Source organism: Pseudomonas sp. BCRC 81390, assembly GCF_030341915.1.
Classification (GTDB): domain Bacteria; phylum Pseudomonadota; class Gammaproteobacteria; order Pseudomonadales; family Pseudomonadaceae; genus Aquipseudomonas.
Genome location: NZ_JATAAG010000005.1, coordinates 1 through 20,757 on the forward strand (window position 1 = coordinate 1; position 20,757 = coordinate 20,757).

The 20,757-nt window shown below is 64.0% G+C and carries 23 protein-coding genes and 1 tRNA gene; 12 read left to right on the forward strand and 12 right to left on the reverse strand.

The features are described 5' to 3' along the window. Positions 1 to 225: 225 nt before the first annotated feature. Both QSV36_RS02410 and QSV36_RS02415 read right to left on the reverse strand, forming a co-directional pair. On the reverse strand, positions 226 to 546 hold the full coding sequence (locus QSV36_RS02410; RefSeq protein ID WP_289129491.1) for a hypothetical protein: 321 nt from the start codon (positions 544 to 546) through the stop codon (positions 226 to 228). Between the two features lie 52 nt (positions 547 to 598). Beyond that, a complete protein-coding gene (locus tag QSV36_RS02415) occupies positions 599 to 1,189 on the reverse strand; it encodes a cysteine hydrolase family protein (protein WP_225776816.1) in 591 nt (196 codons plus the stop codon). Positions 1,190 to 1,369: 180 nt separating this feature from the next. On the opposite strand from QSV36_RS02415, the gene prmB reads away from it, so the two are divergent. Then, positions 1,370 to 2,278 carry a 50S ribosomal protein L3 N(5)-glutamine methyltransferase gene (gene prmB, locus QSV36_RS02420; RefSeq protein WP_289129494.1) on the forward strand — a complete coding sequence of 303 codons (909 nt, stop codon included), beginning with the start codon at positions 1,370 to 1,372 and terminating at the stop codon, positions 2,276 to 2,278. 85 nt (positions 2,279 to 2,363) lie between these two features. Here prmB and QSV36_RS02425 read toward each other — a convergent pair whose 3' ends face one another. Both QSV36_RS02425 and QSV36_RS02430 read right to left on the reverse strand, forming a co-directional pair. Then, on the reverse strand, positions 2,364 to 3,146 hold the full coding sequence (locus QSV36_RS02425; RefSeq protein WP_289129497.1) for a hypothetical protein: 783 nt from the start codon (positions 3,144 to 3,146) through the stop codon (positions 2,364 to 2,366). Positions 3,147 to 3,211: 65 nt separating this feature from the next. After that, positions 3,212 to 4,171, reverse strand: a complete 960-nt coding sequence (locus QSV36_RS02430; protein ID WP_289129498.1) for an alpha/beta hydrolase — start codon at positions 4,169 to 4,171, stop codon at positions 3,212 to 3,214. A gap of 188 nt (positions 4,172 to 4,359) precedes the next feature. Between QSV36_RS02430 and aroC the strand changes: the two genes are divergently transcribed. From aroC to QSV36_RS02445, 3 genes are all read left to right on the forward strand, one after another. After that, complete coding sequence (aroC, locus tag QSV36_RS02435; RefSeq protein ID WP_225776820.1) at positions 4,360 to 5,451, forward strand: chorismate synthase; 1,092 nt, start codon at positions 4,360 to 4,362, stop codon at positions 5,449 to 5,451. A gap of 132 nt (positions 5,452 to 5,583) precedes the next feature. Then, complete coding sequence (locus tag QSV36_RS02440) at positions 5,584 to 6,738, forward strand: MFS transporter (RefSeq protein WP_289129501.1); 1,155 nt, start codon at positions 5,584 to 5,586, stop codon at positions 6,736 to 6,738. Further along, positions 6,738 to 7,274 (forward strand): oxidase, encoded by a 537-nt coding sequence (locus tag QSV36_RS02445; protein ID WP_289129504.1) that lies wholly within the window; start codon positions 6,738 to 6,740, stop codon positions 7,272 to 7,274. The genes QSV36_RS02440 and QSV36_RS02445 overlap by 1 nt, the downstream gene beginning before the upstream one ends. Positions 7,275 to 7,347: 73 nt before the next feature. Here QSV36_RS02445 and QSV36_RS02450 read toward each other — a convergent pair whose 3' ends face one another. Further along, complete coding sequence (locus tag QSV36_RS02450; protein ID WP_170028849.1) at positions 7,348 to 7,620, reverse strand: DUF3509 domain-containing protein; 273 nt, start codon at positions 7,618 to 7,620, stop codon at positions 7,348 to 7,350. A gap of 268 nt (positions 7,621 to 7,888) precedes the next feature. Here QSV36_RS02450 and QSV36_RS02455 point away from each other — a divergent pair, with 268 nt between their 5' ends. Both QSV36_RS02455 and QSV36_RS02460 read left to right on the forward strand, forming a co-directional pair. After that, on the forward strand, positions 7,889 to 8,413 hold the full coding sequence (locus QSV36_RS02455; RefSeq protein ID WP_289129509.1) for an ankyrin repeat domain-containing protein: 525 nt from the start codon (positions 7,889 to 7,891) through the stop codon (positions 8,411 to 8,413). Between the two features lie 59 nt (positions 8,414 to 8,472). Beyond that, positions 8,473 to 9,003, forward strand: a complete 531-nt coding sequence (locus QSV36_RS02460; RefSeq protein WP_289129512.1) for a hypothetical protein — start codon at positions 8,473 to 8,475, stop codon at positions 9,001 to 9,003. A 105-nt stretch (positions 9,004 to 9,108) separates the two neighbouring features. On the opposite strand, the gene QSV36_RS02465 is transcribed toward QSV36_RS02460, so the two are convergent. Further along, positions 9,109 to 10,047 carry a ZIP family metal transporter gene (locus QSV36_RS02465; RefSeq protein WP_289129515.1) on the reverse strand — a complete coding sequence of 313 codons (939 nt, stop codon included), beginning with the start codon at positions 10,045 to 10,047 and terminating at the stop codon, positions 9,109 to 9,111. A gap of 125 nt (positions 10,048 to 10,172) precedes the next feature. On the opposite strand from QSV36_RS02465, the gene QSV36_RS02470 reads away from it, so the two are divergent. From QSV36_RS02470 to QSV36_RS02485, 4 genes are all read left to right on the forward strand, one after another. Next, positions 10,173 to 10,364 (forward strand): PLDc N-terminal domain-containing protein, encoded by a 192-nt coding sequence (locus QSV36_RS02470; protein ID WP_289129518.1) that lies wholly within the window; start codon positions 10,173 to 10,175, stop codon positions 10,362 to 10,364. 141 nt (positions 10,365 to 10,505) lie between these two features. Beyond that, complete coding sequence (locus QSV36_RS02475) at positions 10,506 to 12,581, forward strand: LTA synthase family protein (RefSeq protein ID WP_289129521.1); 2,076 nt, start codon at positions 10,506 to 10,508, stop codon at positions 12,579 to 12,581. Positions 12,582 to 12,709: 128 nt separating this feature from the next. Then, positions 12,710 to 12,946: a hypothetical protein gene (locus QSV36_RS02480; protein ID WP_186677937.1), complete on the forward strand. Its 237-nt coding sequence runs from the start codon at positions 12,710 to 12,712 to the stop codon at positions 12,944 to 12,946. Between the two features lie 175 nt (positions 12,947 to 13,121). Next, the gene (locus tag QSV36_RS02485; RefSeq protein WP_289129525.1) at positions 13,122 to 13,454 is read left to right on the forward strand and encodes a ribonuclease E inhibitor RraB; all 333 of its coding nucleotides are present in this window, start codon (positions 13,122 to 13,124) and stop codon (positions 13,452 to 13,454) included. A gap of 53 nt (positions 13,455 to 13,507) precedes the next feature. Here the strand turns inward: QSV36_RS02485 and QSV36_RS02490 are convergent, their stop codons facing one another. Together QSV36_RS02490 and QSV36_RS02495 are read right to left on the reverse strand one after the other, a co-directional pair. Beyond that, entirely contained in the window at positions 13,508 to 14,308 is an 801-nt protein-coding gene (locus QSV36_RS02490) for a cytochrome c (protein WP_289129527.1), read from the reverse strand. Between the two features lie 66 nt (positions 14,309 to 14,374). Then, entirely contained in the window at positions 14,375 to 14,617 is a 243-nt protein-coding gene (locus QSV36_RS02495; protein WP_289129690.1) for a hypothetical protein, read from the reverse strand. A gap of 218 nt (positions 14,618 to 14,835) precedes the next feature. Here QSV36_RS02495 and QSV36_RS02500 point away from each other — a divergent pair, with 218 nt between their 5' ends. Further along, positions 14,836 to 15,567, forward strand: coding sequence for an amidotransferase (locus tag QSV36_RS02500; RefSeq protein WP_170028858.1), 732 nt, complete (start codon positions 14,836 to 14,838; stop codon positions 15,565 to 15,567). A gap of 31 nt (positions 15,568 to 15,598) precedes the next feature. On the opposite strand, the gene QSV36_RS02505 is transcribed toward QSV36_RS02500, so the two are convergent. The 3 genes from QSV36_RS02505 to QSV36_RS02515 all read right to left on the reverse strand — a co-directional run bounded on the left by QSV36_RS02505 (position 15,599) and on the right by QSV36_RS02515 (position 18,139). Beyond that, entirely contained in the window at positions 15,599 to 16,570 is a 972-nt protein-coding gene (locus tag QSV36_RS02505) for a magnesium and cobalt transport protein CorA (protein ID WP_186689003.1), read from the reverse strand. Positions 16,571 to 16,634: 64 nt separating this feature from the next. Beyond that, positions 16,635 to 17,354: a lysophospholipid acyltransferase family protein gene (locus QSV36_RS02510; protein ID WP_289129533.1), complete on the reverse strand. Its 720-nt coding sequence runs from the start codon at positions 17,352 to 17,354 to the stop codon at positions 16,635 to 16,637. A 95-nt stretch (positions 17,355 to 17,449) separates the two neighbouring features. Next, positions 17,450 to 18,139, reverse strand: a complete 690-nt coding sequence (locus tag QSV36_RS02515; RefSeq protein ID WP_289129535.1) for a crotonase/enoyl-CoA hydratase family protein — start codon at positions 18,137 to 18,139, stop codon at positions 17,450 to 17,452. Between the two features lie 199 nt (positions 18,140 to 18,338). On the opposite strand from QSV36_RS02515, the gene QSV36_RS02520 reads away from it, so the two are divergent. Then, a tRNA-Ser gene (locus QSV36_RS02520) sits at positions 18,339 to 18,428 on the forward strand. A gap of 84 nt (positions 18,429 to 18,512) precedes the next feature. Here QSV36_RS02520 and QSV36_RS02525 read toward each other — a convergent pair. Continuing rightward, positions 18,513 to 20,645 carry a TonB-dependent siderophore receptor gene (locus QSV36_RS02525; protein WP_289129538.1) on the reverse strand — a complete coding sequence of 711 codons (2,133 nt, stop codon included), beginning with the start codon at positions 20,643 to 20,645 and terminating at the stop codon, positions 18,513 to 18,515. Between the last annotated feature and the right edge of the window lie 112 nt (positions 20,646 to 20,757).

Here is a 20,757-nt window from a genome sequence, read left to right on the forward strand (position 1 = left end):
GTGGGAGCGTCGTCAGTGCGGGCCTCTTCGCGGGACAAGCCCGCTCCCACAGGTTACAGCGCTATCTCCGGGCGGTGCACTTGACCTGTGGGAGCGTCGTCAGCGCGGGCTTCTTCGCGGGACGAGCCCGTTCCCACAGGTTACAGCGCTATCTCCGGGCGGTGCACTTGACCTGTGGGAGCGGGCTTGTCCCGCGAAGCGGCCCGCACAGGCGATAAAAAACGGTCAGTCATGCTTTTTCATCAGGTGCGGCGCCAGGTTCAGCTCGCGCCCACGCCGCAGGCGAATGCGGCTGCGCCGCCAGAAGCGCACGCCCAGCCACAACAGCAACAAGCCAGCCACGCTCAACACCCCGGACAACGGCTTGTTGGCATTGAGTTCCGCCAGGGCAGGGTAGTTGCCCAGCAGGCCGGCGACACCGGCCATCGCCAGCAGCACGCCCAGGGTGGCCAGCAAGGCCGACAGGCCGGCCGCCAGCCGCGCGCCCCAGTTACGCGGTTCGCGCGGGCGCAGGCGCTTGGCGTCGAAACTGCCTTTGAGCTTCATTCCGCTCTCCTCTGTGGATATCCGGAATTCGACCTGCGGCTCACCATCGCGTTCAGATCAGGCTGGCGGTAGGAGCCACGCAAGCGAAGTTGTCGGCCATCACGGCCATTTCACACTGGTGAATCTGCGCGGCCGGGATCACCCCATCCTTGAATGCCAGGTCGCGGGTCGCCGAAGCGTCTTCCACCAGGGTGCAGCGGTAACCATAGTCCTTGGCCCGGCGCACGGTGGTGCTGACACTGGAATGGCTCATGAAACCGCACACGATCAGGTCCAGGTGGCCCAGTTCCTGGAGGGTCTCGTGCAGCTTGGTGTTCTTGAACGCGTTGGGCATGCGCTTTTCGATGACGATTTCGCCTTCCAGCGGCTCCAGCCCGGGTATGAACTGACCAGCCGGCCCCTGTGGGTCGAAGCGGCCACCGACGGTGCCCAGGTGGCGAACATGGATGATCGGACGGCCGCTCTTGCGCGCGGCGTCGAGCAACCTGGCGATGTTGGCCACGGCCTCGTCCATGCCCGACAGCGCCAGGGGCCCGCTGAGGTACTCCTTTTGCGCATCGATGACGATCAGGCTGGCGTGGCTCAGCTTGGCCGGCGGGTAATCGCGGCCAGTGAGGCGGAACATCGTGGTTGGAACGGACATCAAGGGCTCCTTGGATAGGGCTTTTGTATACCTATTGTCCCCTGCCTTGGCGCCAATGGGAATGGTTGACAATGCAAGCGGCATGATTACTGGCCTGTGGCCGGTCGGCAGGCAGCCCGAGGGAACAAATGTGCGGTCGGGGCTGTTAGACTTTTGTCCGGTCTGAATTAGGAGTACCCCGTGATCACATCCCGTCTGCGCACGCTGCGCGACTACATCCGCTGGGCGGTCAGCCGCTTCCACGAGCACGACCTGTTCTTCGGCCACGGTGCCGACAACGCCTGGGACGAGGCCCGCCTGCTGGTGCTCGGCGCGGTGCATCTGCCGTGGGAGGTGGCCGACAGCTACCTGGACTGCCGCCTCGAGGACGACGAGCGGGTGCGCCTGCAGCACCTGCTGAAGCGCCGTATCGAAGAACGCGTACCGGCCGCCTACCTGTTGGGCGAGGCCTGGTTCTGCGGCATGTCGTTCATCGTCGACCCGCGCGTGCTGGTGCCGCGGTCGCCGATTGGCGAGCTGATCGAGAAACGCTTCGAGCCGTGGCTGGCCAGCGAGCCGGCGCGCATTCTCGACCTGTGCACCGGGTCGGGCTGCATCGGTATCGTTGCCGCCGATGTGTTCCCCGACGCCGAGGTGGTGCTGGCCGACCTGTCCTTCGACGCGCTTGAGGTAGCCAACCAGAACATCGAGCGGCATGGCCTGGACGGGCGCGTGTACACCGTGCAGGGCGACGGTTTTGCCGGTTTGCCTGGGCAGCGTTTCGATCTGATCCTGTCCAATCCGCCGTATGTCGATGCCGAGGACTTCAACGACATGCCGGCCGAGTACCACCACGAACCCGAACTGGGCCTGGCCTGCGGCAACGACGGCCTGGACCTGGTTCGGCGCATGCTGGCCGAAGCGGCCGACCACCTGACCGACAAGGGCTTGCTGATTGTCGAAGTGGGCAACAGCCAGGTGCATGTCGAGGCGCTGTACCCTGAAGTGGACTTCGCCTGGCTGGAGTTCGAGCGCGGCGGGCACGGTGTGTTCATGCTGACCGCCGAGCAGTGCCGCCAGCATCAGCAACTGTTCAAGGCCCGGGTCTGACACCAGGCCCTTGCCGCCACAGTTACCGCGCTGCCGTTGAATGCAGTGCGGTAACTGGGGAAGCGGGTTTACCCGCGCTGCAGTCTCAGCGGGTAGCGATCCAGATCAGCAACCCGGCCTGAAATACCGCAAAGGCCACCAGGCAGGTAATGGTAAAGCGCAGGCCACTGTCTTCACGCTGGTACTTGGCCACCCGTTCATCACGCTCACGCAGTTGCCCTTCCTTTTCCTGCAACTGCTGGTCAGCCTGCTGCAGCAGGCCGGCAGCATCCAGGATCTCCACCCGCTGCACATGCTCGCTGTTCCAGGCCCCTTTGAGCTGGCCCACCGTCGTTTCCACGGTACGGCCCTTCAGGTGCTGGCTGTCCTCGTACTCCACCTCGATGCCCATCGCGCGCAGGCAGTGGTCGCGGCGCAGGCGCGAGTCTTCGTTCAACGCATCCTTGCTTGGCAGCGCCACACCCTCGACGCGGTAATGCGACCAGTTGCGCTGCAGCCACTGCACGGCCTGGGCCAGCAGGAAGCGGCCCAGGCCACGGTTCAACGGTTCCAGTTGCAGGCCGGTTTCAGCACCCATGCGCACCAGGCGTTCGGTGTGGTCGACGCGAATGTCCAGGCGGTTCTGTTCCTTGTGCACCTTCTGGCCCGGCAGTCTGATTTCCATGCGCAGCAGGCTGTGGGCCTTGTCATGGCGCTCGGCGTAGCCGAACTGCACAAAGCGCAGCGGCCGTGCGCCGGTGCTGCGGTCGGTGGGCAGGGCGGCCAGGCGCAGCAGCTGGAAATGTTCGGTGGTCAGCTCGGCCCAAGGCAGGGCCGGGCTTTCCTGGGATTCTTCGGCCGGCTCTGCGGCGGCGGGGGTGGTGATCATCAGGGCTTGTCCTCGGCTATGCCCGCTGTATCGGCAGGCAGCCCGCAGACCTGAGCCCGTTGCCCTCACGCCGAAGGCAAATGCTGGATAAACGTCACGATCCGTTCACCCAGCTCGCGCGCCAGCGGCAGCTCAGGGTTGAGGTAGCTGTCACGCTGCTGGCTCATGCCCTTGGGGCTGATGCGCAACATATGGTTCATGCCGTCGATCAGGACCAGCTGGGCATCCGGCTTGGCTGCCTTCAGCCGTTCGGCATCGTCCACATCCACCTGCACGTCGTTGCGCCCCTGCACGATCAGCGCGGGCATGGGCAGGCGTGCGAAGGCCGCCGCCGGGTTCTGCCGGAACAGCGAAATCAGGTAGGGCTGCACGCTGGGGCGGAACACCTGGCGCAACGGTGCCGGTACTTCCAGGCTGGTCTGCCCGGCCTGCAGGCGGTCGAGCAGGGCGCTGCCACCGGCCAGTTGCGCCGGCGGCAGGCGCTGGGCCAGCTGTTCGCGCAGCACCTCGGCCAGCGGTCGGCCACTGCCAGCCAAGGTAATCACCGCACTGGCACCGGCCTGCTCGGCGGCCAGGCTGGCGATCAGCGCACCTTCGCTATGGCCGACCAGGATCAGCGGGCCAAAGCGCGGGTCGGCCTTGAGCTTGTGGCTCCAGGCGACCACATCAGCCACGTAGCGCTCCACGCTGAGGTCACGCTCGTCGGGGGTGGCCGGCTGGCTGGCGGCGACACCGCGCTTGTCGTAGCGCACGCTGGCGATGTGCTCGTTGGCCAGCAGCAGGGCCAGGCGCTTGAGGTTGTCGATCCGGCCCGAGGCCGGGTTGTTGCCGTCGCGGTCGGTGGGCCCGGAGCCGGCGATGATCAGCACGACAGGCGGCGGGGTGGCTTGCTGCGGCAACAGCAGGCTGCCGTGCAGCACGCCCTGGCCGGTATCGAGGTCGATCGGCCGTTGCAGCACGCTGGGGGCGGCCTGGGCCAGGCTGGTGCACAGCAGGAAGAACAGGGCGACGAGGCGCGACATCATGCGGTACTACAGTAGGGAGGTGTCACTTTGACCTTATGGCCGTGCGAAGGTTCTCGGCCTGTGCATGGCAGGCTCGGCCTCTTCGCCGGTAAACCCGCTGCCACAGGTTGACGATGCCCAGCACAGGCGAGCAATCCATCTGTATACTGCCGCTTTCGTTCACTTCAGGCAGATCTCGCGGAGCGTCCATGTCCGGCAATACCTACGGCAAGCTGTTCACTGTCACCACCGCAGGCGAGAGCCATGGCCCGGCGTTGGTCGCCATTGTCGATGGATGCCCACCGGGCCTGGAAATTTCCCTTGCCGACCTGCAGCACGACCTCGACCGGCGCAAACCCGGCACCAGCCGGCACACCACCCAGCGCCAGGAAGCCGACGAGGTTGAAATCCTCTCCGGCGTGTTCGAAGGTCGCACCACCGGCTGCTCGATCGGCCTGCTGATCCGTAACACCGACCAGAAGTCCAAGGACTACTCGGCAATCAAGGACCTGTTCCGCCCGGCCCACGCCGACTACACCTACCACCACAAGTACGGCATCCGCGACTACCGCGGCGGTGGGCGTAGCTCGGCCCGCGAAACCGCGATGCGCGTGGCCGCAGGCGCGATCGCCAAGAAGTACCTGGCCACCCAGGGCATCACCGTGCGTGGCTACATGAGCCAGCTGGGGCCGATCGAGATCCCGTTCAAGAGCTGGGAGTCGGTGGAGCAGAACGCCTTCTTCAGCGCCGACCCGAGCAAGGTACCGGAGCTGGAGGCCTACATGGACCAGCTGCGCCGTGACCAGGACTCGGTGGGCGCCAAGATCACCGTGGTCGCCGAAGGTGTGATGCCGGGCCTGGGCGAGCCGATCTTCGACCGCCTGGATGCCGAACTGGCCCATGCGCTGATGAGCATCAACGCGGTCAAGGGCGTGGAAATCGGCGCCGGCTTCGCCAGCGTGGCACAGCGCGGTACCGAGCACCGTGACGAGCTGACCCCGCAAGGTTTCCTCAGCAACAACGCTGGCGGCATCCTCGGCGGCATCTCCTCGGGGCAGCCGATCGTTGCCCACCTGGCACTGAAGCCAACCTCCAGCATTACCACCCCGGGCCGCTCCATCGACATCGACGGCAACCCGGTGGACGTCATCACCAAAGGCCGCCACGACCCGTGCGTAGGCATCCGCGCCACACCGATCGCCGAGGCGATGATGGCCATTGCGCTGATGGACCACCTGCTGCGTCACCGCGCGCAGAATGCCGAGGTGAAGGTGAACACCCCGGTGCTGGGCCAGCTCTGATTCGCCAGTACCGGCCTTTTCGCGGGTAAACCCGCTGCCACAGGTACCTCACGGCCCTCAAGCCCAGTGATATTCCTGTGGTAGCGGTTTTACCCGCGAAGAGGCCGGCACAGGTCCCCACAAGGCCACCCCATGCAAGCAATTCCGTACTGGCGCCTGTCCAGCTTCTACCTGTTCTACTTCGCCCTGCTTGGCTCCACCGCGCCGTTTCTGGCGCTGTACTTCGATCACCTGGGCTTTTCTCCGGCGCGTATCGGCGAGCTGGTGGCCATCCCCATGCTCATGCGTTGCGTCGCCCCCAACCTGTGGGGCTGGCTGGGCGATCTTACCGGCCAGCGCCTGCTGATCGTGCGCCTGGGCGCGCTGTCGACCCTGGCCACCTTCGCCCTGATCTTCTTTGGCAAGAGCTATGCCTGGCTGGCGCTGGTGATGGCCCTGCATGCGTTCTTCTGGCACGCGGTGCTGCCGCAGTTCGAGGTCATCACCCTGGCCCACCTGCATGGGCAGACCGCGCGCTACAGCCAGGTACGCCTGTGGGGCTCGATCGGCTTCATCCTCACCGTGGTCGGCCTGGGCCGGCTGTTCGAGTGGCTGAGCCTGGATATCTACCCGGTGGCCCTGGTCACGATCATGGCCGGGATCGTCGCCGCCAGCCTGTGGGTGCCCAATGCACAGCCGCTGGAGCAGGGCGAGCGCCGCAGCGCCGGCGGCTTCCTGCAGCAGCTGCGTGCCCCCGGGGTGATCGCGTTCTATGCCTGCGTGGCGTTGATGCAACTCAGCCACGGGCCGTACTACACCTTCCTCACCCTGCACCTCGAACACCTGGGCTACAGCCGCGGTGCCATCGGCCTGTTGTGGGCTCTGGGCGTGGTGGCCGAAGTGCTGGTATTCATGTTCATGAGCCAGATCTTCGCGCGCTTCTCCGTGCAGCGGGTGCTGCTGGCCAGTTTCGTGCTGGCGGCGCTGCGCTGGCTGTTGCTGGGTAACCTGGCCGGCGAGCCGGCAGTACTGGTATTCGCCCAGTTGCTGCATGCGGCCACCTTCGGCTGCTTCCACGCCGCCAGCATCGCGTTCGTCCAGGCCAGCTTCGGCGCCCGCCAGCAGGGCCAGGGCCAGGCGCTGTATGCGGCGCTGTCCGGCACCGGCGGGGCGCTGGGGGCGTTGTATTCGGGCTACAGCTGGAAACTGCTGGGGCCCACCTTCACCTTTGGTATGGCCAGTGCCGCAGCCTTGGCTGCAGCCGTTATCATTGCCCTTTGTTCGCAACCGACCAGGACCCGCCCCTGATGAGCATTCTCAGCGTTTTCCACACTTCCAGCCCGGAACTGCCGAACAAGGTGTTGACCCATCACGATGACATCGCTGCCACCCTGGCGGAACAGGGCGCGGGTTTTGCCCATGCCGAACATGGTCTGCGGGTACGCCCGGGCACTGCCCGGGAAGAGGTATTGAACGTCTGTCGGGCACACTTGGACCAGTTGATGACAACACATGGCAGCAAAGCCTTCGTGGTGCTCAACCGTGACGGTGCCGACCCGGCGCAGGTAGACGTGCGCGATGAGCATGTGCATGACGCTGACGAGGTGTTCGCCGTGATCAGCGGGCGGGCGCAGGTTGGCCTGCGTCTGGGCGATTGGGTGTATTCGTTGCTGTGCGAGAAGGGTGACCAGCTGGTGCTGCCGGCGGGTGCCCGGCGCTGGGTGGAGCTGGGAGATACACCGTTTTGCCTGGCGCTGCGCCTGTATGCCAGCGAGCCAGGTGCACAGCCGCGCTTTACCGGGGATGAAAGTGCCCGGGCGTTTCTGGGGATCGACGAACTGTAATGGCTGTATCGGCCTGTTCACCGGCCTGTCCGCGAGCTTGCCCGCGCGGCGGCCGGTGAAGCCAATCCAAGACTCAGCGATAGGTTGGCAAGGCGAAGCGCTGCTGGCTTTGCAGCATGGAAATCACTGGCAACTCACTGGCCTGTTCGGCCAGGTCACGGCGAATGGCGCTGATCGCCCACGACAGCTGTTCGGCGCTGTGCAGTTGGCCATAGGTCAGCACCCGACGGGTCACCTTGCCGTCGGCCGCGCGCAGGGTCAGCAGGATGCCGCCGTCCGGGCGGGGCTGGGTAGTGACCTGGTAGGCCGGAAATACCGAGACGAACTTTTCCTGGATGAGGTCCATATCAACTCCTGGCAGGTTTGGTAGCAATCGTGAACAGATAGATTGCAGTGAGCGTGCCAAGAGTTTTGTTTTGGAAAAATCCTTTTAAATCAGTAAGTTGCTTTAGCTGGGAAGCCAGTGGGCCGTGCAATCTGCAAGGTCGTGCATTTTGCACAGTGCATTTTGCACGGTGCGCCGGTTGCCTATCGGCTCGATAGAAACTGAACCTTTGACCGGCAACCAGGGCCTGACAAACACTTGGGCAATGACTGATGCCAGGAGGTTCCCGATGTCCACCCAAACCGCCCCCGCCACCATGACCGAAGACGAAGCGGCTGCATTCGCCGAGCAGGTATTCGAGCGCGCCCGCCAGGGCGATGCCGAGATGCTCGGGCGCCTGCTGGCCAGTGGCCTGCCGGCCAACCTGCGTAACCACAAGGGCGACACCTTGCTGATGCTGGCCAGCTACCACGGCCATCATGACGCCGTGCGGGTGCTGTTGGCACACGGCGCCGACCCGCTGATTGCCAATGACAACGGCCAGTTGCCCATCGCCGGTGCCGCGTTCAAGGGCGACCTGGCCATGATCCGCCTGCTGCTCGAGCACGGCGTGCCGGTGGATGCCGCCGCGCAGGACGGCCGCACCGCCTTGATGCTGGCGGCCATGTTCAACCGCGGTGAGATTCTCGATTACCTGCTGGCCCAGGGCGCCGACCCGGCGCGCCAGGATGCCCGTGGGGCTACCGCGCTGATGGCAGCGCAAACCATGGGCGCAGTGGACGCCGCAGCACGCCTGCAAGCGCTGGCCGGCTAACCGCCAGGGGGCGTTTGCGGCTATCCTTGGCGTCTTTTCACCCGTCGCAGGCCCCTTTCATGAAAACTCAGTTGCGCGAATTCATCAGCCTCATTGGCGCTGGCTGCATGCGCGAGGAAGACATCGAGCGCATCGCCGACGAGGCCGCCCAGGCCTACGCCGACCCGGCCGCCTTCCTCGCCGCCAACCCCGATATCAACTACGACGACAGCTTCCCCATCCCGCTGGGCGAATGGGTGGTGCTGGGCAGCCTGCCGGACACCGTGGTGTTCCAGGCCGACAGCTACCAGGACCTGTTCCAGCAGATCAGCGCTTCGTTCGACCAGAGCGTACCGTTCACCCTCAAGCCCAAGCAGTTGGCCCGCACCGAGCCGCTGACCGCGCTCAACCGCATTCAGGTGCAGATGGGGGCGCTGAACAAGGAAGCGGGGGGTTATGTACTGCTCAATTTCAGCCAGTTGCTGGATGACGAGCTGCAGATGGTGATGGTGGGGCAGAACGACCTGGCACGGGTGCTGGAGCTGGGGGCGGAACTCGGCATCAGGGTCGAGCCGGCCCTGGAAGCGTTGAAGGTGGCAGTACACGTCTGATTGCATCTTTTGCCTGTTCGCGGATAAATCCGCTCCTACAGGGCCGGTCCTGGCCCTCTAGGAGCGGATTTATCCGCGAGAGACCGGCCCAGGCAGTGGGTGACCTCAGCCCAGCGCCGTATCCAGAAACATCATCACCGCAAAGCCACCCATCAGCCCCAGGGTCGCCGTGGTCTGGTGCCCGTTGCGGTGGGTTTCGGGAATCACCTCGTGGCTCACCACGAAGATCATCGCCCCCGCCGCCAGCCCCATGCTGATCGGGTAGGCCAGGGCAAAGCCGGTCGAGATGCCCAGCCCGATCACCGCGCCCAGCGGCTCCATCAGCCCCGACCCGATCGCCACCAGTGCCGCTTTCAGGTTCGACAGCCCCGTGGCCCGCAGGGCCAGCGCCACGGCCAGGCCCTCGGGGATGTCCTGGATGGCAATGGCGGTGGTCAGCGGCAGGCCGATATTCATGTCACCGTTGGTGAAGCTGACGCCAATCGCCATGCCTTCCGGCAGGTTATGCAGGGTGATCGCCAGCACGAACAGCCACACCCGGCTGAACCGTTCGGTTTCCGGCCCGGCCACACCGACACGTTCATGCTCGTGCGGGGTGAAACGGTCCAGGCCGAGCATCAGCAGCACGCCCAGGCCCATGCCCACGACCACGGTAAACGCCGCAGCAGGGCCGTTGCCGGTAATTTCCCGGGCAGCGTCCAGGCCCGGCAGAATCAGCGAGAACGAACTGGCCGCCAGCATCATGCCGGCGGCAAAACCCAGCATCACGTCCTGGCTGCGCGTGCTGACATCACGCAGGACCACTGCCAGCACCGCACCCAGGGCGGTCGCGCCGAAGCCGGACAAGCCGCCCAGCGCTGCCAAATGCAGGTGCTGGGCATGGTCACCATTGATCGCGTTCCACAGGCTTGCCCCCAGCAGTACCAGCAGCGCCAGCAGGCTCAGGGCCAGGCCGGCGCCGATCCACGGGCTGCTCTGCATCTGCTGGCGCCAGGCACTGACGGGTGAAGGCGGGGTGACGCTGTGGGTGTGTGCGGGTGGCATGGCAACCTCGAATCGGTGGATGGGGCAGTTTATGCAGTGACCCGCGCAAACGGCCAAGGATTCCCTTCTATCGACGTGATAGCTGGCTATGCTGTGCAGTAAAGCCTCTGGACAGGAGTTTGGGCATGGGGTCGACTTTCAACAGCCTGGTCGGGCTGATCATCCTGGCCCTGGATATCTGGGCCATTCTGAATGTCCTCAAGAGCGGCAGCGAAGTGGGTATCAAGGTGCTGTGGATCTTGCTGATCGCCTTGCTGCCGGTGGTGGGGCTGGTGATCTGGGCGATAGCCGGGCCGCGGGGAAATGTGCGTATCTGAGCGCCGTAACAGACAAGACCGGCAACAGCTTGGTGACAAAATTTTCACATTGGGTTAAAGAGAATTCGCCACCGCACACAGCTGCGTTGGTAAACTCCTGCGCCATCTTCGCAAACCCGCCATCCTAGGACCTTCCCATTCATGGCCAACCCTGACGCCTTGAAGCAACGGGGCGCGCGAGCGCCGTTCACGCCGACCCTGAAATCCCACCTGGCCTTCACCCTGCTCAGCGGCCTGGTGATCATGTTGATGCTCAGCCTCGTGCGCCTGGCGCTGCTGGTCTACAACAGCGACATGATCGGCGAAACGCCCTATGCGACTGTCGCCGAAGGCTTCCTCAACGGCCTGCGTTTCGACCTGCGGGTGGTGGTGTACCTGAGCATTCCACTGCTGCTGGCCATCCTCAGCCCCTGGGCCATGGCCCGGCGTGGCGTGTTCCGTTTCTGGCTGACCATCACCTCGAGCGTGGTGATGTTCCTCGGCCTGATGGAAATGGACTTCTACCGCGAGTTCCACCAGCGCCTCAACGGCCTGGTCTTCCAGTACATCAAGGAAGACCCGAAGACCGTGCTGAGCATGCTCTGGTACGGCTTCCCGGTGGTGCGCTACCTGCTGGCCTGGCTGTTCGGCACGTGGTTGCTGAGCCTGCTGTTCAAGGGCGTTGACCGCATCACCCGTGGCGCTGGCAGCGGCGAGGTCACCCTGCAGCGCCGCGTGGCGCCGTGGTACAACCGCCTGGCAGTGTTCATGGTGATTCTGCTGGTGGCCGTGATTGCCGCGCGTGGCACCCTGCGCCAGGGTCCGCCGATGCGCTGGGGTGATGCCTTCACCACCGACTCCAACTTCGTCAACCAGCTGGGCCTGAACGGCACCCTGACCCTGATCGATGCCGCCAAGAGCCGTTTCGGCGAGGACCGCGCCAACATCTGGAAGCCGGTGCTCAAGCAGGATGTGGCCACGCAAAGCGTGCGCGACCAGCTGCTGACCGCCCACGATACGCTGGTCGATGCCGACGAGGCAGCCATCCGCCGCGACTTCGTGCCGCCGGCCGAACGCACCCTGCCGATCAAGAACGTGGTGGTGATCCTCATGGAAAGCTTCGCCGGCCACTCGGTCGGTGCGTTAGGCAGCCCCAACAACATCACCCCGTATTTCGACAAGCTGGCCAAAGAGGGCCTGCTGTTCGATCGCTTCTTCTCCAACGGCACCCATACCCACCAGGGCATGTTCGCCACCATGGCCTGTTTCCCCAACCTGCCAGGCTTCGAATACCTGATGCAGACCCCGGAAGGCGGCCACAAGCTGTCCGGCCTGCCGGCTCTGCTCAGCGCCCGTGACTACGACGACATGTACGTCTACAACGGCGACTTTGCCTGGGATAACCAGTCCGGGTTCTTCGGCAACCAGGGCATGACCACCTTCATTGGCCGTAACGACTTCGTCAACCCGGTGTTCTCCGACCCCACCTGGGGCGTGTCCGACCAGGACATGTTCGACCGTGGCGCCGAAGAGCTGGCCAAGCGCGACGGCAAGAAGCCGATCTATGCGCTGCTGCAGACCCTGTCCAACCACACGCCGTACGCACTGCCCAAGGACCTGCCGGTGGAGAAGGTCACCGGGCAAGGTCGCCTGGACGAACACCTTACCGCCATGCGCTACTCGGACTGGGCGCTGGGGCAGTTCTTCGAGAAGGCGCGCAAGGAGCCGTATTTCAAGGAGACCCTGTTCGTCATCGTCGGCGACCATGGCTTTGGCAACCACCAGCAGGTCACCGAGCTGGACCTGGGCCGCTTCAACGTGCCGTTGCTGCTGATTGCTCCGGGCATCCAGGAGAAGTTCGGTGCGGTCAACCACACCGTGGGTACCCAGGTCGACATCGTGCCGACCATCATGGGCCGCCTGGGTGGCCAAGCCCGGCATCAGTGCTGGGGTCGCGACTTGCTCAACCTGCCTGAGGGCGACCAGGGCGTGGGCATGATCAAGCCATCCGGCAGCGAGCAGATCGTCGGCCTGGTGCAAGGCGACCGCATCCTCATCGAGTCCAAGGACATGACCCCGCGCATGTACCGCTACCAGCTGGGTCGCGAGTTCAAGGCTGAACTGATCGAAAGCCCGGACCAGCCGGAAATGCTGAAGAAGCTCGAGGCGTATATCCAGACGGCAACCAAGAGCCTGCTGGATAACACCGCTGGTGTCGTGCACGGTACACCGAAGTAAGGCGCAATCAGGGCCGCTTTGCGGCCCATTCGCCGGCAAGCCTCCCCCGACTGAACATTCTTCCTGCCCCAGGGTCATTTATTCAGGCATCACACACCTGTGTTCCTTGAATTGAGAGGGCTCGTTCAATGAAAGAGTGGGAAGTCATCTTTGCCGACCAGAAAGGCGAACCGTCCTCGCTGGTGCTGCATGCCGAGCATTGTCCCAGTGAAGAGGACGCCGCCCGGGCGATACGCTCGCACCTGTTCCCGGTGATGGACGAGCTGGACCTCAACGACTTCCAGGACCGCACCATTTCCCCCACCGCCCGCTGGCTCAAGGAGCAGAGCGGCGTGACCATCACCAGTATCCACGAAGCGCCCTGATCCGCTCGTTTGCGTGGTGCCCTGGCAGGCACTACGCTGGTGGAAGGTGCCTGTTGTTCTGCAGGTAGGCACCGCATCTCTTCGCGTCTTGCATCAGCTCGAACTGCCCGGCCGCTGCCGGCAGGTGCGTAGTGCACGGAAAGTCTATCCATCGCATTATTCAGGAGGACGATTCATGAGCAGCCAGAACGACGATATCAGCAGCAACGTCCTGCGCCAGATGAAAGCAGGCGGTTTTGACTTCACCCAGATCCACCCCATCGAGTTCTACGCGGTATTCCCCGACGAGGACGGGGCCCGTCGCGCTGCCGGGCAGTTTCGCGGCGAGTCCCTCAACGCCCAGGTCAAGGAGTTGGGTGACGGGGCCTGGCACCTGGAACTGAGCAAGGTCATGTATGCCACCTACGGTGGGATAGGTGACTTCGAAGAGACCTTCGAACAGCTGATAACGCCCTATGGCGGCGAGGTGGAAGGCTGGGGAGTCAAGCAGGAGCGGGTCATCGCCTGAGCGTATTGTGCCGTTGCTTCGCGGGTTGGCCCGCGAAGCAGTACGCGCAGTGCTCAAGGCTTGCGCTTGGCCATGTGCGCCAGGTAGGCCAGCAGGTTATCCAGTTCCTGTTCGTTCAACACGCTTTGTGCAAACCCCGGCATTTTCGCCTGCGGCCATTGCCTCAGGCTCTGCGGGTCGCGAATCAACTGCCGCAGATACCCCGGCTGGAAATACTCGGTCGGGTTGTGCGGCACATTCAGGTCCGGGCCCAACTGTGCATCACCCGCGCCGTTGAGCCGGTGACACGCCAGGCAATTCTGCTGGAACAAGGCAAATCCCTGGCGTACCGGGCTGTCGGCAGGCAGCTTCGGGTCGGGCAGCAGCGCCGGGAAGCGCGCCTCGACAGAGGCGAGCCTGCGAATCGTGGAAATCTGGAACGGCCACTGTTCCGGGCGGATGCCGCTGGCCTGCGGCGTGGTCCACACCAGGTAGAACGGCCCGGCACTCGGTTTGCCCTGGCCCAGTGCAGGCCACGGCTTGCCCGGGTCTTCCACTGCCAGCCAGGCTTGTGCCGGGCCTGTTTGCAGCAGCGGCGCGGCGGGCATCTCGGCAGCAAACCCGTCCAGCGCTACCGCCTGCAGATGGTCGCTGGCGCCGACACCCTCGAGCAGCACGGCCAGCGGTACCGCCCGATAGCGCATGGGCCGCTGATAGGACACGTCCTGGTCAATCCTGATGTCCCGCGCCTGCGGGTGGGCCAGCAGGTCGGCACTGCTCCACTGGCGCGGCGTGGCGCCCAGTTCGAGCTGCAGTTGCGCCGCCGAAAGCGGCAGGCTAAGGAACAACGCTAACAGTACAAGGCAGTGGCGCATGGGTAATCTCCGACCATCAAGGCCAGCAGGTTACCTGTGCGTTGCCTGTTGACGCCACAGCGGCAATCAGCCGAACAACCGTGTCAGGTTCGGCAGGATCAGCAGCAGCGTCGTGGCGAAGAGAATGAGCCCAGCTTGGCGAATTTTCGATTGTGTGAACATGGCGGACCGCCTTCTTGTTGTTATTCCTGAATACCCGTTGGCTTCCCTGTCGAGCGTCGGGTCGATCGCAGTGGCGTTGCGTGACGCCGGACCTGCCTGCCTCTTGAAAGTGGATATACAACCAACAGTAGGGTGTGCGTCATCCATGTTTGAGAACCCTTTGTTCTAAGAATTGCCGATGTAAACTTTTCCAGCTATGAGGCCATGTGCCATCCGGCTGGCATCCTCTCGCTAGACAGGGGCGCAGGTGCCAGCAGCGCGCCGACGAAATGTGACCGTTCGTCAGTGCGCCCCACTTGCTTGTACGTGCCTTTCGCGTCAGTCTCTACAGCAGATTTCCACCTATGTCGTTCAGGACTATCCCTATGTCGTTACGCATCTGCATCCTTGAAACCGATGTCCTGCGACCGGAGTTGATCGCGCAGTATCAGGGCTATGGCAGGATGTTCGAGCAGCTGTTCTCGCGTCAGCCGATCGCCGCCGAGTTTCGTGTGTACAACGTGATGAATGGCGATTACCCCGCCGATGAGGAAGTGTTCGATGCGTACCTGGTGACCGGCAGCAAGGCCGATTCCTTTGGTACCGATCCGTGGATCCAGACGCTCAAGGCCTACCTGCTGAAGCTGTACGAACGTGGCGAGAAGCTGCTGGGAGTATGTTTCGGCCACCAGTTGCTGGCGTTGACCCTGGGCGGCAAGGCCGAACGCGCCGAGCAGGGCTGGGGCGTGGGTATTCATCGCTATTCGCTGGCGGCCCATGCGCCGTGGATGGACCCGGAAGTGTCGGAGCTGACCTTGCTGATCAGCCACCAGGACCAGGTGACCGCGTTGCCCGAGGGGGCCACGGTGATTGCCTCCAGCGACTTCTGCCCGAACGCGGCCTATCACATCGGCGACCAGGTGCTGTGCTTCCAGGGCCACCCGGAATTCGTCCACGACTACTCCCGTGCGCTACTGGATGCGCGCCAGGAGTACCTGGGGGATGAGGTATACCACAAGGCGGTGGCCAGCCTGGCCACCGAGCATCAGGGGGACCTGGTCGGGGAGTGGATGCTGCGCTTCATCCAGCACCCTATCAGCAAGCACGACGCGGCGTAACGGCCGGGGGCCGCAGCGCGGCCCTGGCTTTCTACAGCCAGCCCGACTTCTTGAAGCTGGCATACAGCCCGCTACAGCCCAAGCCGATCACGCCCAGCACCGCAAAATAGCCGTAGTGCCAGCCCAGCTCCGGCATGTTCTGGAAGTTCATCCCGTAAATCCCGGCAATCGCCGTCGGGAATGCCAGGATCGCCGCCCAGGCGGCGAACTTGCGCTGCACGATGCTCTGCCGCGACGACTCCAGCAGCATGCCGATCTCGATGGTCTGGCTGGCGATGTCGCGGATGCCGGCGAGGTCTTCCATCTGCCGTGTCACGTGGATCTGCACATCGCGGAAATACGGGCGCATGTTCTTGTCGATGAACGGGAAGCTCAGGCGCTGCAGTTCCTCGCTCACCTCCACCATCGGTGCCACGTAGCGGCGCAGGCGCAGGATGTCGCGGCGCAGGCTGTGCAGGCGGCGGATATCGTCCTCTTGCAGCGAGCCGCCGAGCACGCTTTGCTCCAGCTCTTCGATTTCGCCATGAATGGCCTCGCTGACCGGTTGGTAGTTCTCGGTGACGAAGTCGAGCAGGGCGTACAGCACGAAATCTTCGCCGTGCTCGAGCAGCAATGGCCGCGCTTCGCAGCGCTGGCGCACCAGGGCATAGGATTTCGAGTGGCCGTTGCGGCAGGTGATGATGTAGCCGTTACCGGCGAAGATATGGGTTTCGATGAACTCCAGCTTGCCTTCGTGGCGCACGGGCGAGTACGTGACGATGAACAGGGCGTCGCCGAAGGTTTCCAGCTTGGGTCGGCTGTGCTTTTCCAGGGCGTCTTCGATGGCCAGTTCGTGCAGGTTGAACTGCCGCTGCAGGTTGGCCAGTTCTTCGGCGTTGGGCTCCTCCAGGCCGATCCACACGAAATGCCCCGGCTTGCGTGCCCACTCGCTGCCTTCGTCGATGCTGATGTTGGTGACCTTTCTGCCGGCGCTGTACACCGCCGATGCCACGACTCGACCCATGGTTGTTCGCTTATTCCGGTTGGACATGCTGTACAGCTTGGGCTGTACCTGGCGCAAGAGCAACCTAGCCGTTGCCCAGTTCGCCGTCCATACGGTCAATGCATTGCTGCATCTGCACCCGGCACTGGTCGATCAATACCGGCAGGTCCTGCAGGGTCATGCCGGCAGTGGCGATCGGCGGCAGCGAGCGCACGATCACCGTGCGCCGGCGCCAGCTGTTCAGGCTCAGGCGCCCTGCATAGCGGCTGACGCACACCGGCACGATCGGTACACCGGCCTCGATGGCCATGTGGAATGCGCCCTTCTTGAACGCCAGCAGTTGCTCGCCGGCATTGCGCGTGCCTTCGGGGAAAATCCAGATCGAGGTAGCGTCCTGCAGCACCCGGGTGGTCTTCTGCAACGCCTTGCGTGCCTGGTAGGCGTTGTTGCGGTCGACCAGCACGTTGCCGCCCAGCCAGAACAGCTGGCCGAACAGCGGGATCCAGCCCAGGCTCTTCTTGCCGATGGCCACGGTGCGCTGGGGCACCACCTGGCCCAGCACGAACAGGTCGAAGTTGGACTGATGGTTGGCAATGATCACGCAGCCGGGCGGCTGGTCCCACAGCGGGCCGACTTCGGCCTTGACCTTGATTCGCATCAGCCAGGTGGCCGGCAGGCTGTAGAGGCGGGCGAACACGCGGCTGTTGTCGGGGTTGAACGGGCGGCACAGGCCAATGACCAGACCCACGGCGCCAACCACAAGAAAATGCAGCGCCAGCAGAAGCATGCGAAGGGAGTAGAGCATGGTACGACTCACACCAGACAGTCGCGCGCAGTGTACGGCTGTGCACTGGCTGGGGCAAACCCGCTGTGAGTCGGTACCCTGAAGGGCCCGTGTGGCTAGCCCATGTGCTGCTGGTCCAGCTCGATCGCCTTGTCCAGGGCTTCCAGCAGCCCTTTGCGCACCTTCAGCTTGGTGTTCTTGTGCGCCAGCATGTTCAGCTTCTTCAGCTCGCGCGCCGCCGCCAGTGCGGCCTCCTGCAGTTGCTCGGCCGGCACCACCTTGTCGAGGAAGCCGGCGTCTACCGCGCCGTGCGGGTCAAACACCTCGGCGTTGATCACTGCGCGGTGGAAGGCCGAACGGCGCAAGCGGTCGCGGGCCAGTTCGATACCGGCGTGGTGCATGGTCATGCCGATCTGCACTTCGTTCAGGCACACCTTGTAGGGCCCTTCGACACCAATGCGATAGTCGCCCGACAGCAGCAGGAAGGCGCCCTTGGCCACGGCATTGCCCGGGCAGGCGACCACCACCGGGAACGGGTGCGCGAGCAGGCGGCGGGCGAGGGTGGAACCGGCGGTGACCAAGCTGATGGCTTGTTGCGGGCCGCTGGTCATGACCTTGAGGTCGTAACCGCCGGACAGAATCCCCAGCTGGCCGGTGATTATCACCACCGCGCGTGCTTCAGTGGCGCGGTCGAGCGCGGCGTTGAACGCGGCGATGACCTCTGGCGAAATGGCATTGACCTTGCCGTTGTTCAGGGTCAGGGTGGCGATGCCGTCTTCGGCGTGGTAGGTAATCAGCTCGCTCATGGCAGAGTCCTTTTGTTGGCGTGGCGACGACGTTACCCAGCGTCAGGGGCAAGGTAAAGCGGCAAGGCTGACCGGTCGGTCAGCGTACGCCGCGACGTAAATGCAAATACATGAAAAAACTGAAAAAAATGCTTGCCAAAGAAAAGACCTTCCACTAAATTAGCGCGCCTCGACAGGCTGAAAGGCTTGGAGAGAAAACGGTGAAGTGTCCGAGTGGTCGAAGGAGCACGCCTGGAAAGTGTGTATACGAGAAATCGTATCAAGGGTTCAAATCCCTTCTTCACCGCCACATTCTACGAAGAGCCCCCGCGCTGAAAAGCCCGGGGGCTTTTTATTTTCCGGGAGTTCGGGGCCGCCAGGCGGCCCCGGTATCTCAGAAACTCACCGAAGCCGAAAGCCGGGCGGTGCGCGGAGCCCCCTGGAACAGGTAGTTGTCGCCCAGGTAATCGCCCACGTCACGCCAGTAGCGCTTGTCGAACAGGTTATCCACGGTCAGCCGCAGCACGGTGTCATACCCCCCGACCTGCAGCCGGTATCGGCTGCCGAGATCGAACACGGTGTAGCCGTTAACCTCCACGTTCCCGGCCTGGCTGGCAAACTTGCTGGCGCTGTAGCGGGCGCCGCCGAGCAAGGCCAGGCCTGGCACCGGCAGGGTGTATTCGGCCTGCAGCGCCGCCCGCAACCTGGGCACGTTGATCGCCTGATGGCCCTCGTAGGCATCGGTGCCGCTGTTCTGCACCCGCGCTCGGATGGCGGCGGCGCTGGCCTGCACCTGCAGGTTCGAGGTTACCCAGCCGCTGGCGCCCAGCTCGAGGCCGGTGTTCTTCTGCTGGCCTTGCTGGACATAGGTGTAGTTGCCAGCACCGTCCGGTCGCGCGTACTGGTACGCCTGGCGGATCTGGAACAGCGCGGCGCTGAGGCTCAAGCCTTGCCAGTCGTGCTTGACGCCGAGTTCCAGCTGGTGCGACGTGGTCGGCGCGAGTATTTCGGCGGCGTTGCTGGCGAACCAAGGGGCTGTGCCGCCGGCAGACAGGCCTTTGGCGTAGCTGGCGTATACCGTGGTATCCGGCATTGGTTTGTAGATCAACGCGGCATTGGGCAGCAACTGGTACTGCCGGGTATGGCGGCCCGCCACACCGTTTTCGTCCCAGGTCTTTTCATCCAGGCGCACTTCACGGGCGCCCAGCACAGTCTGCCATTGCTCGCTGAAGCTGATGCGGTCACTGGCGAACAGGCCGTACTGGCGGCTGTCCAGGCGGCGTTCGCTGGCACCGACAGGTTTGTCGGACGGGGTGAGCACCGGGGTACCGGTGTAGATGTTGCCGGTGCCCAGCCACTCGTTGTAATACGGGCGCTGATCAAGGGTGCGCCGCTGCGCGCTGCTGCCTACGGTCAGCTCATGCGCCACGCCCAGCGCGTCGAAACGCCCATTGAGCACCGCCTGCGCCTCATCGGTGCGACGGGTGTCGTCGGGGCTGCGGAAGTCGTAGATATCATAGTCGCCGTTGCTGGCGAAGAACGCGCCTTGGCTTGAACCCCAGGCAAATGAGCTGTAGTCATCGATCACCACCTTGCTACGCGAAGCACTCAAGGTGCCGCTCCAGGCCTCGTTGAAGCGGTACTCGAAGCGCCCGCCGAGGTTCAGCGCGTCGTTCTGTACCGGCTTGGCCCAGTGCTGGTAGGCAAGGCGGTCGTCGGGGTCGATGCCGTGGGGCACTTCGCTACCGCCCAGTAATTGATAACCCGGTACCGAGCGCTGTTCCCGGTGCTGGTATTCAGCATCGAGCTGCAAGGTGGCATCCGGGTTGAGCTGCCAGTCGAAGGCCAGCGAGGCGAAGTCGCGCTTGCCATCGGCGTGGTCGACATAGGAACGGATGTCTTCATGGGCCAGGTTGGCGCGCAGGCCGAATTGCCGCTCGCTGCCGAACCAGCCGCCCAGGTCGGTGGCCAGGTAGCGTTCGCCCTGTTCATTGGTCGATACGGTGACGTTGCGCACGTCTTCGGCGCGCTTGGTCACGTAGTTGACCAGCCCGCCCGGCTCCGACACGCCGCTCTGCAGCCCCGACAGGCCTTTGAGCAATTCCACCTGCTGCTTGTTTTCCAGGGCCACGTTCTGCTCGCCGGCGATGGTCTGGCCGTTGATGCGGTAGCTGCTGGCCGCATTGAGCTCGAAGCCACGGACGTTGAAATTTTCGTAGTAACCGATGGGGGCATAGCTTTCGCCTACCGAGGCATCGCTTTGCAGCACTTCGCTGAGCAGGCGTACCTGGCGGTCTTCCAGCAGTTGCTGGTTGAAAACGCTGATGGCAGCGGCGGTGTCGAGCAATGGCGCGGGCTGGAAACCGCCCACTGCGGCCTCGCGGGCCTGGTAGCCATCGTTGGCAGAGGTGTCGGACACCTGCAGCGGGGCCAGCAGCACGCTGTCTTCGGCAAGCACCTGGGGGCAATGCAGGGCCAGACCCAGGCTGAGCAGGCTCAGGGGCAGGCGGGGTTGACGCGGGGGCATGCGGTGGGGCTCCTGGATGCGCTGCGCCTGTGCCGGCCTTTCGCGGGCGTGCCCGCTCCCACAGAAAACTCACTGTTCTCAGGTGCAGTGATATCACTGTGGGAGCGGGCAC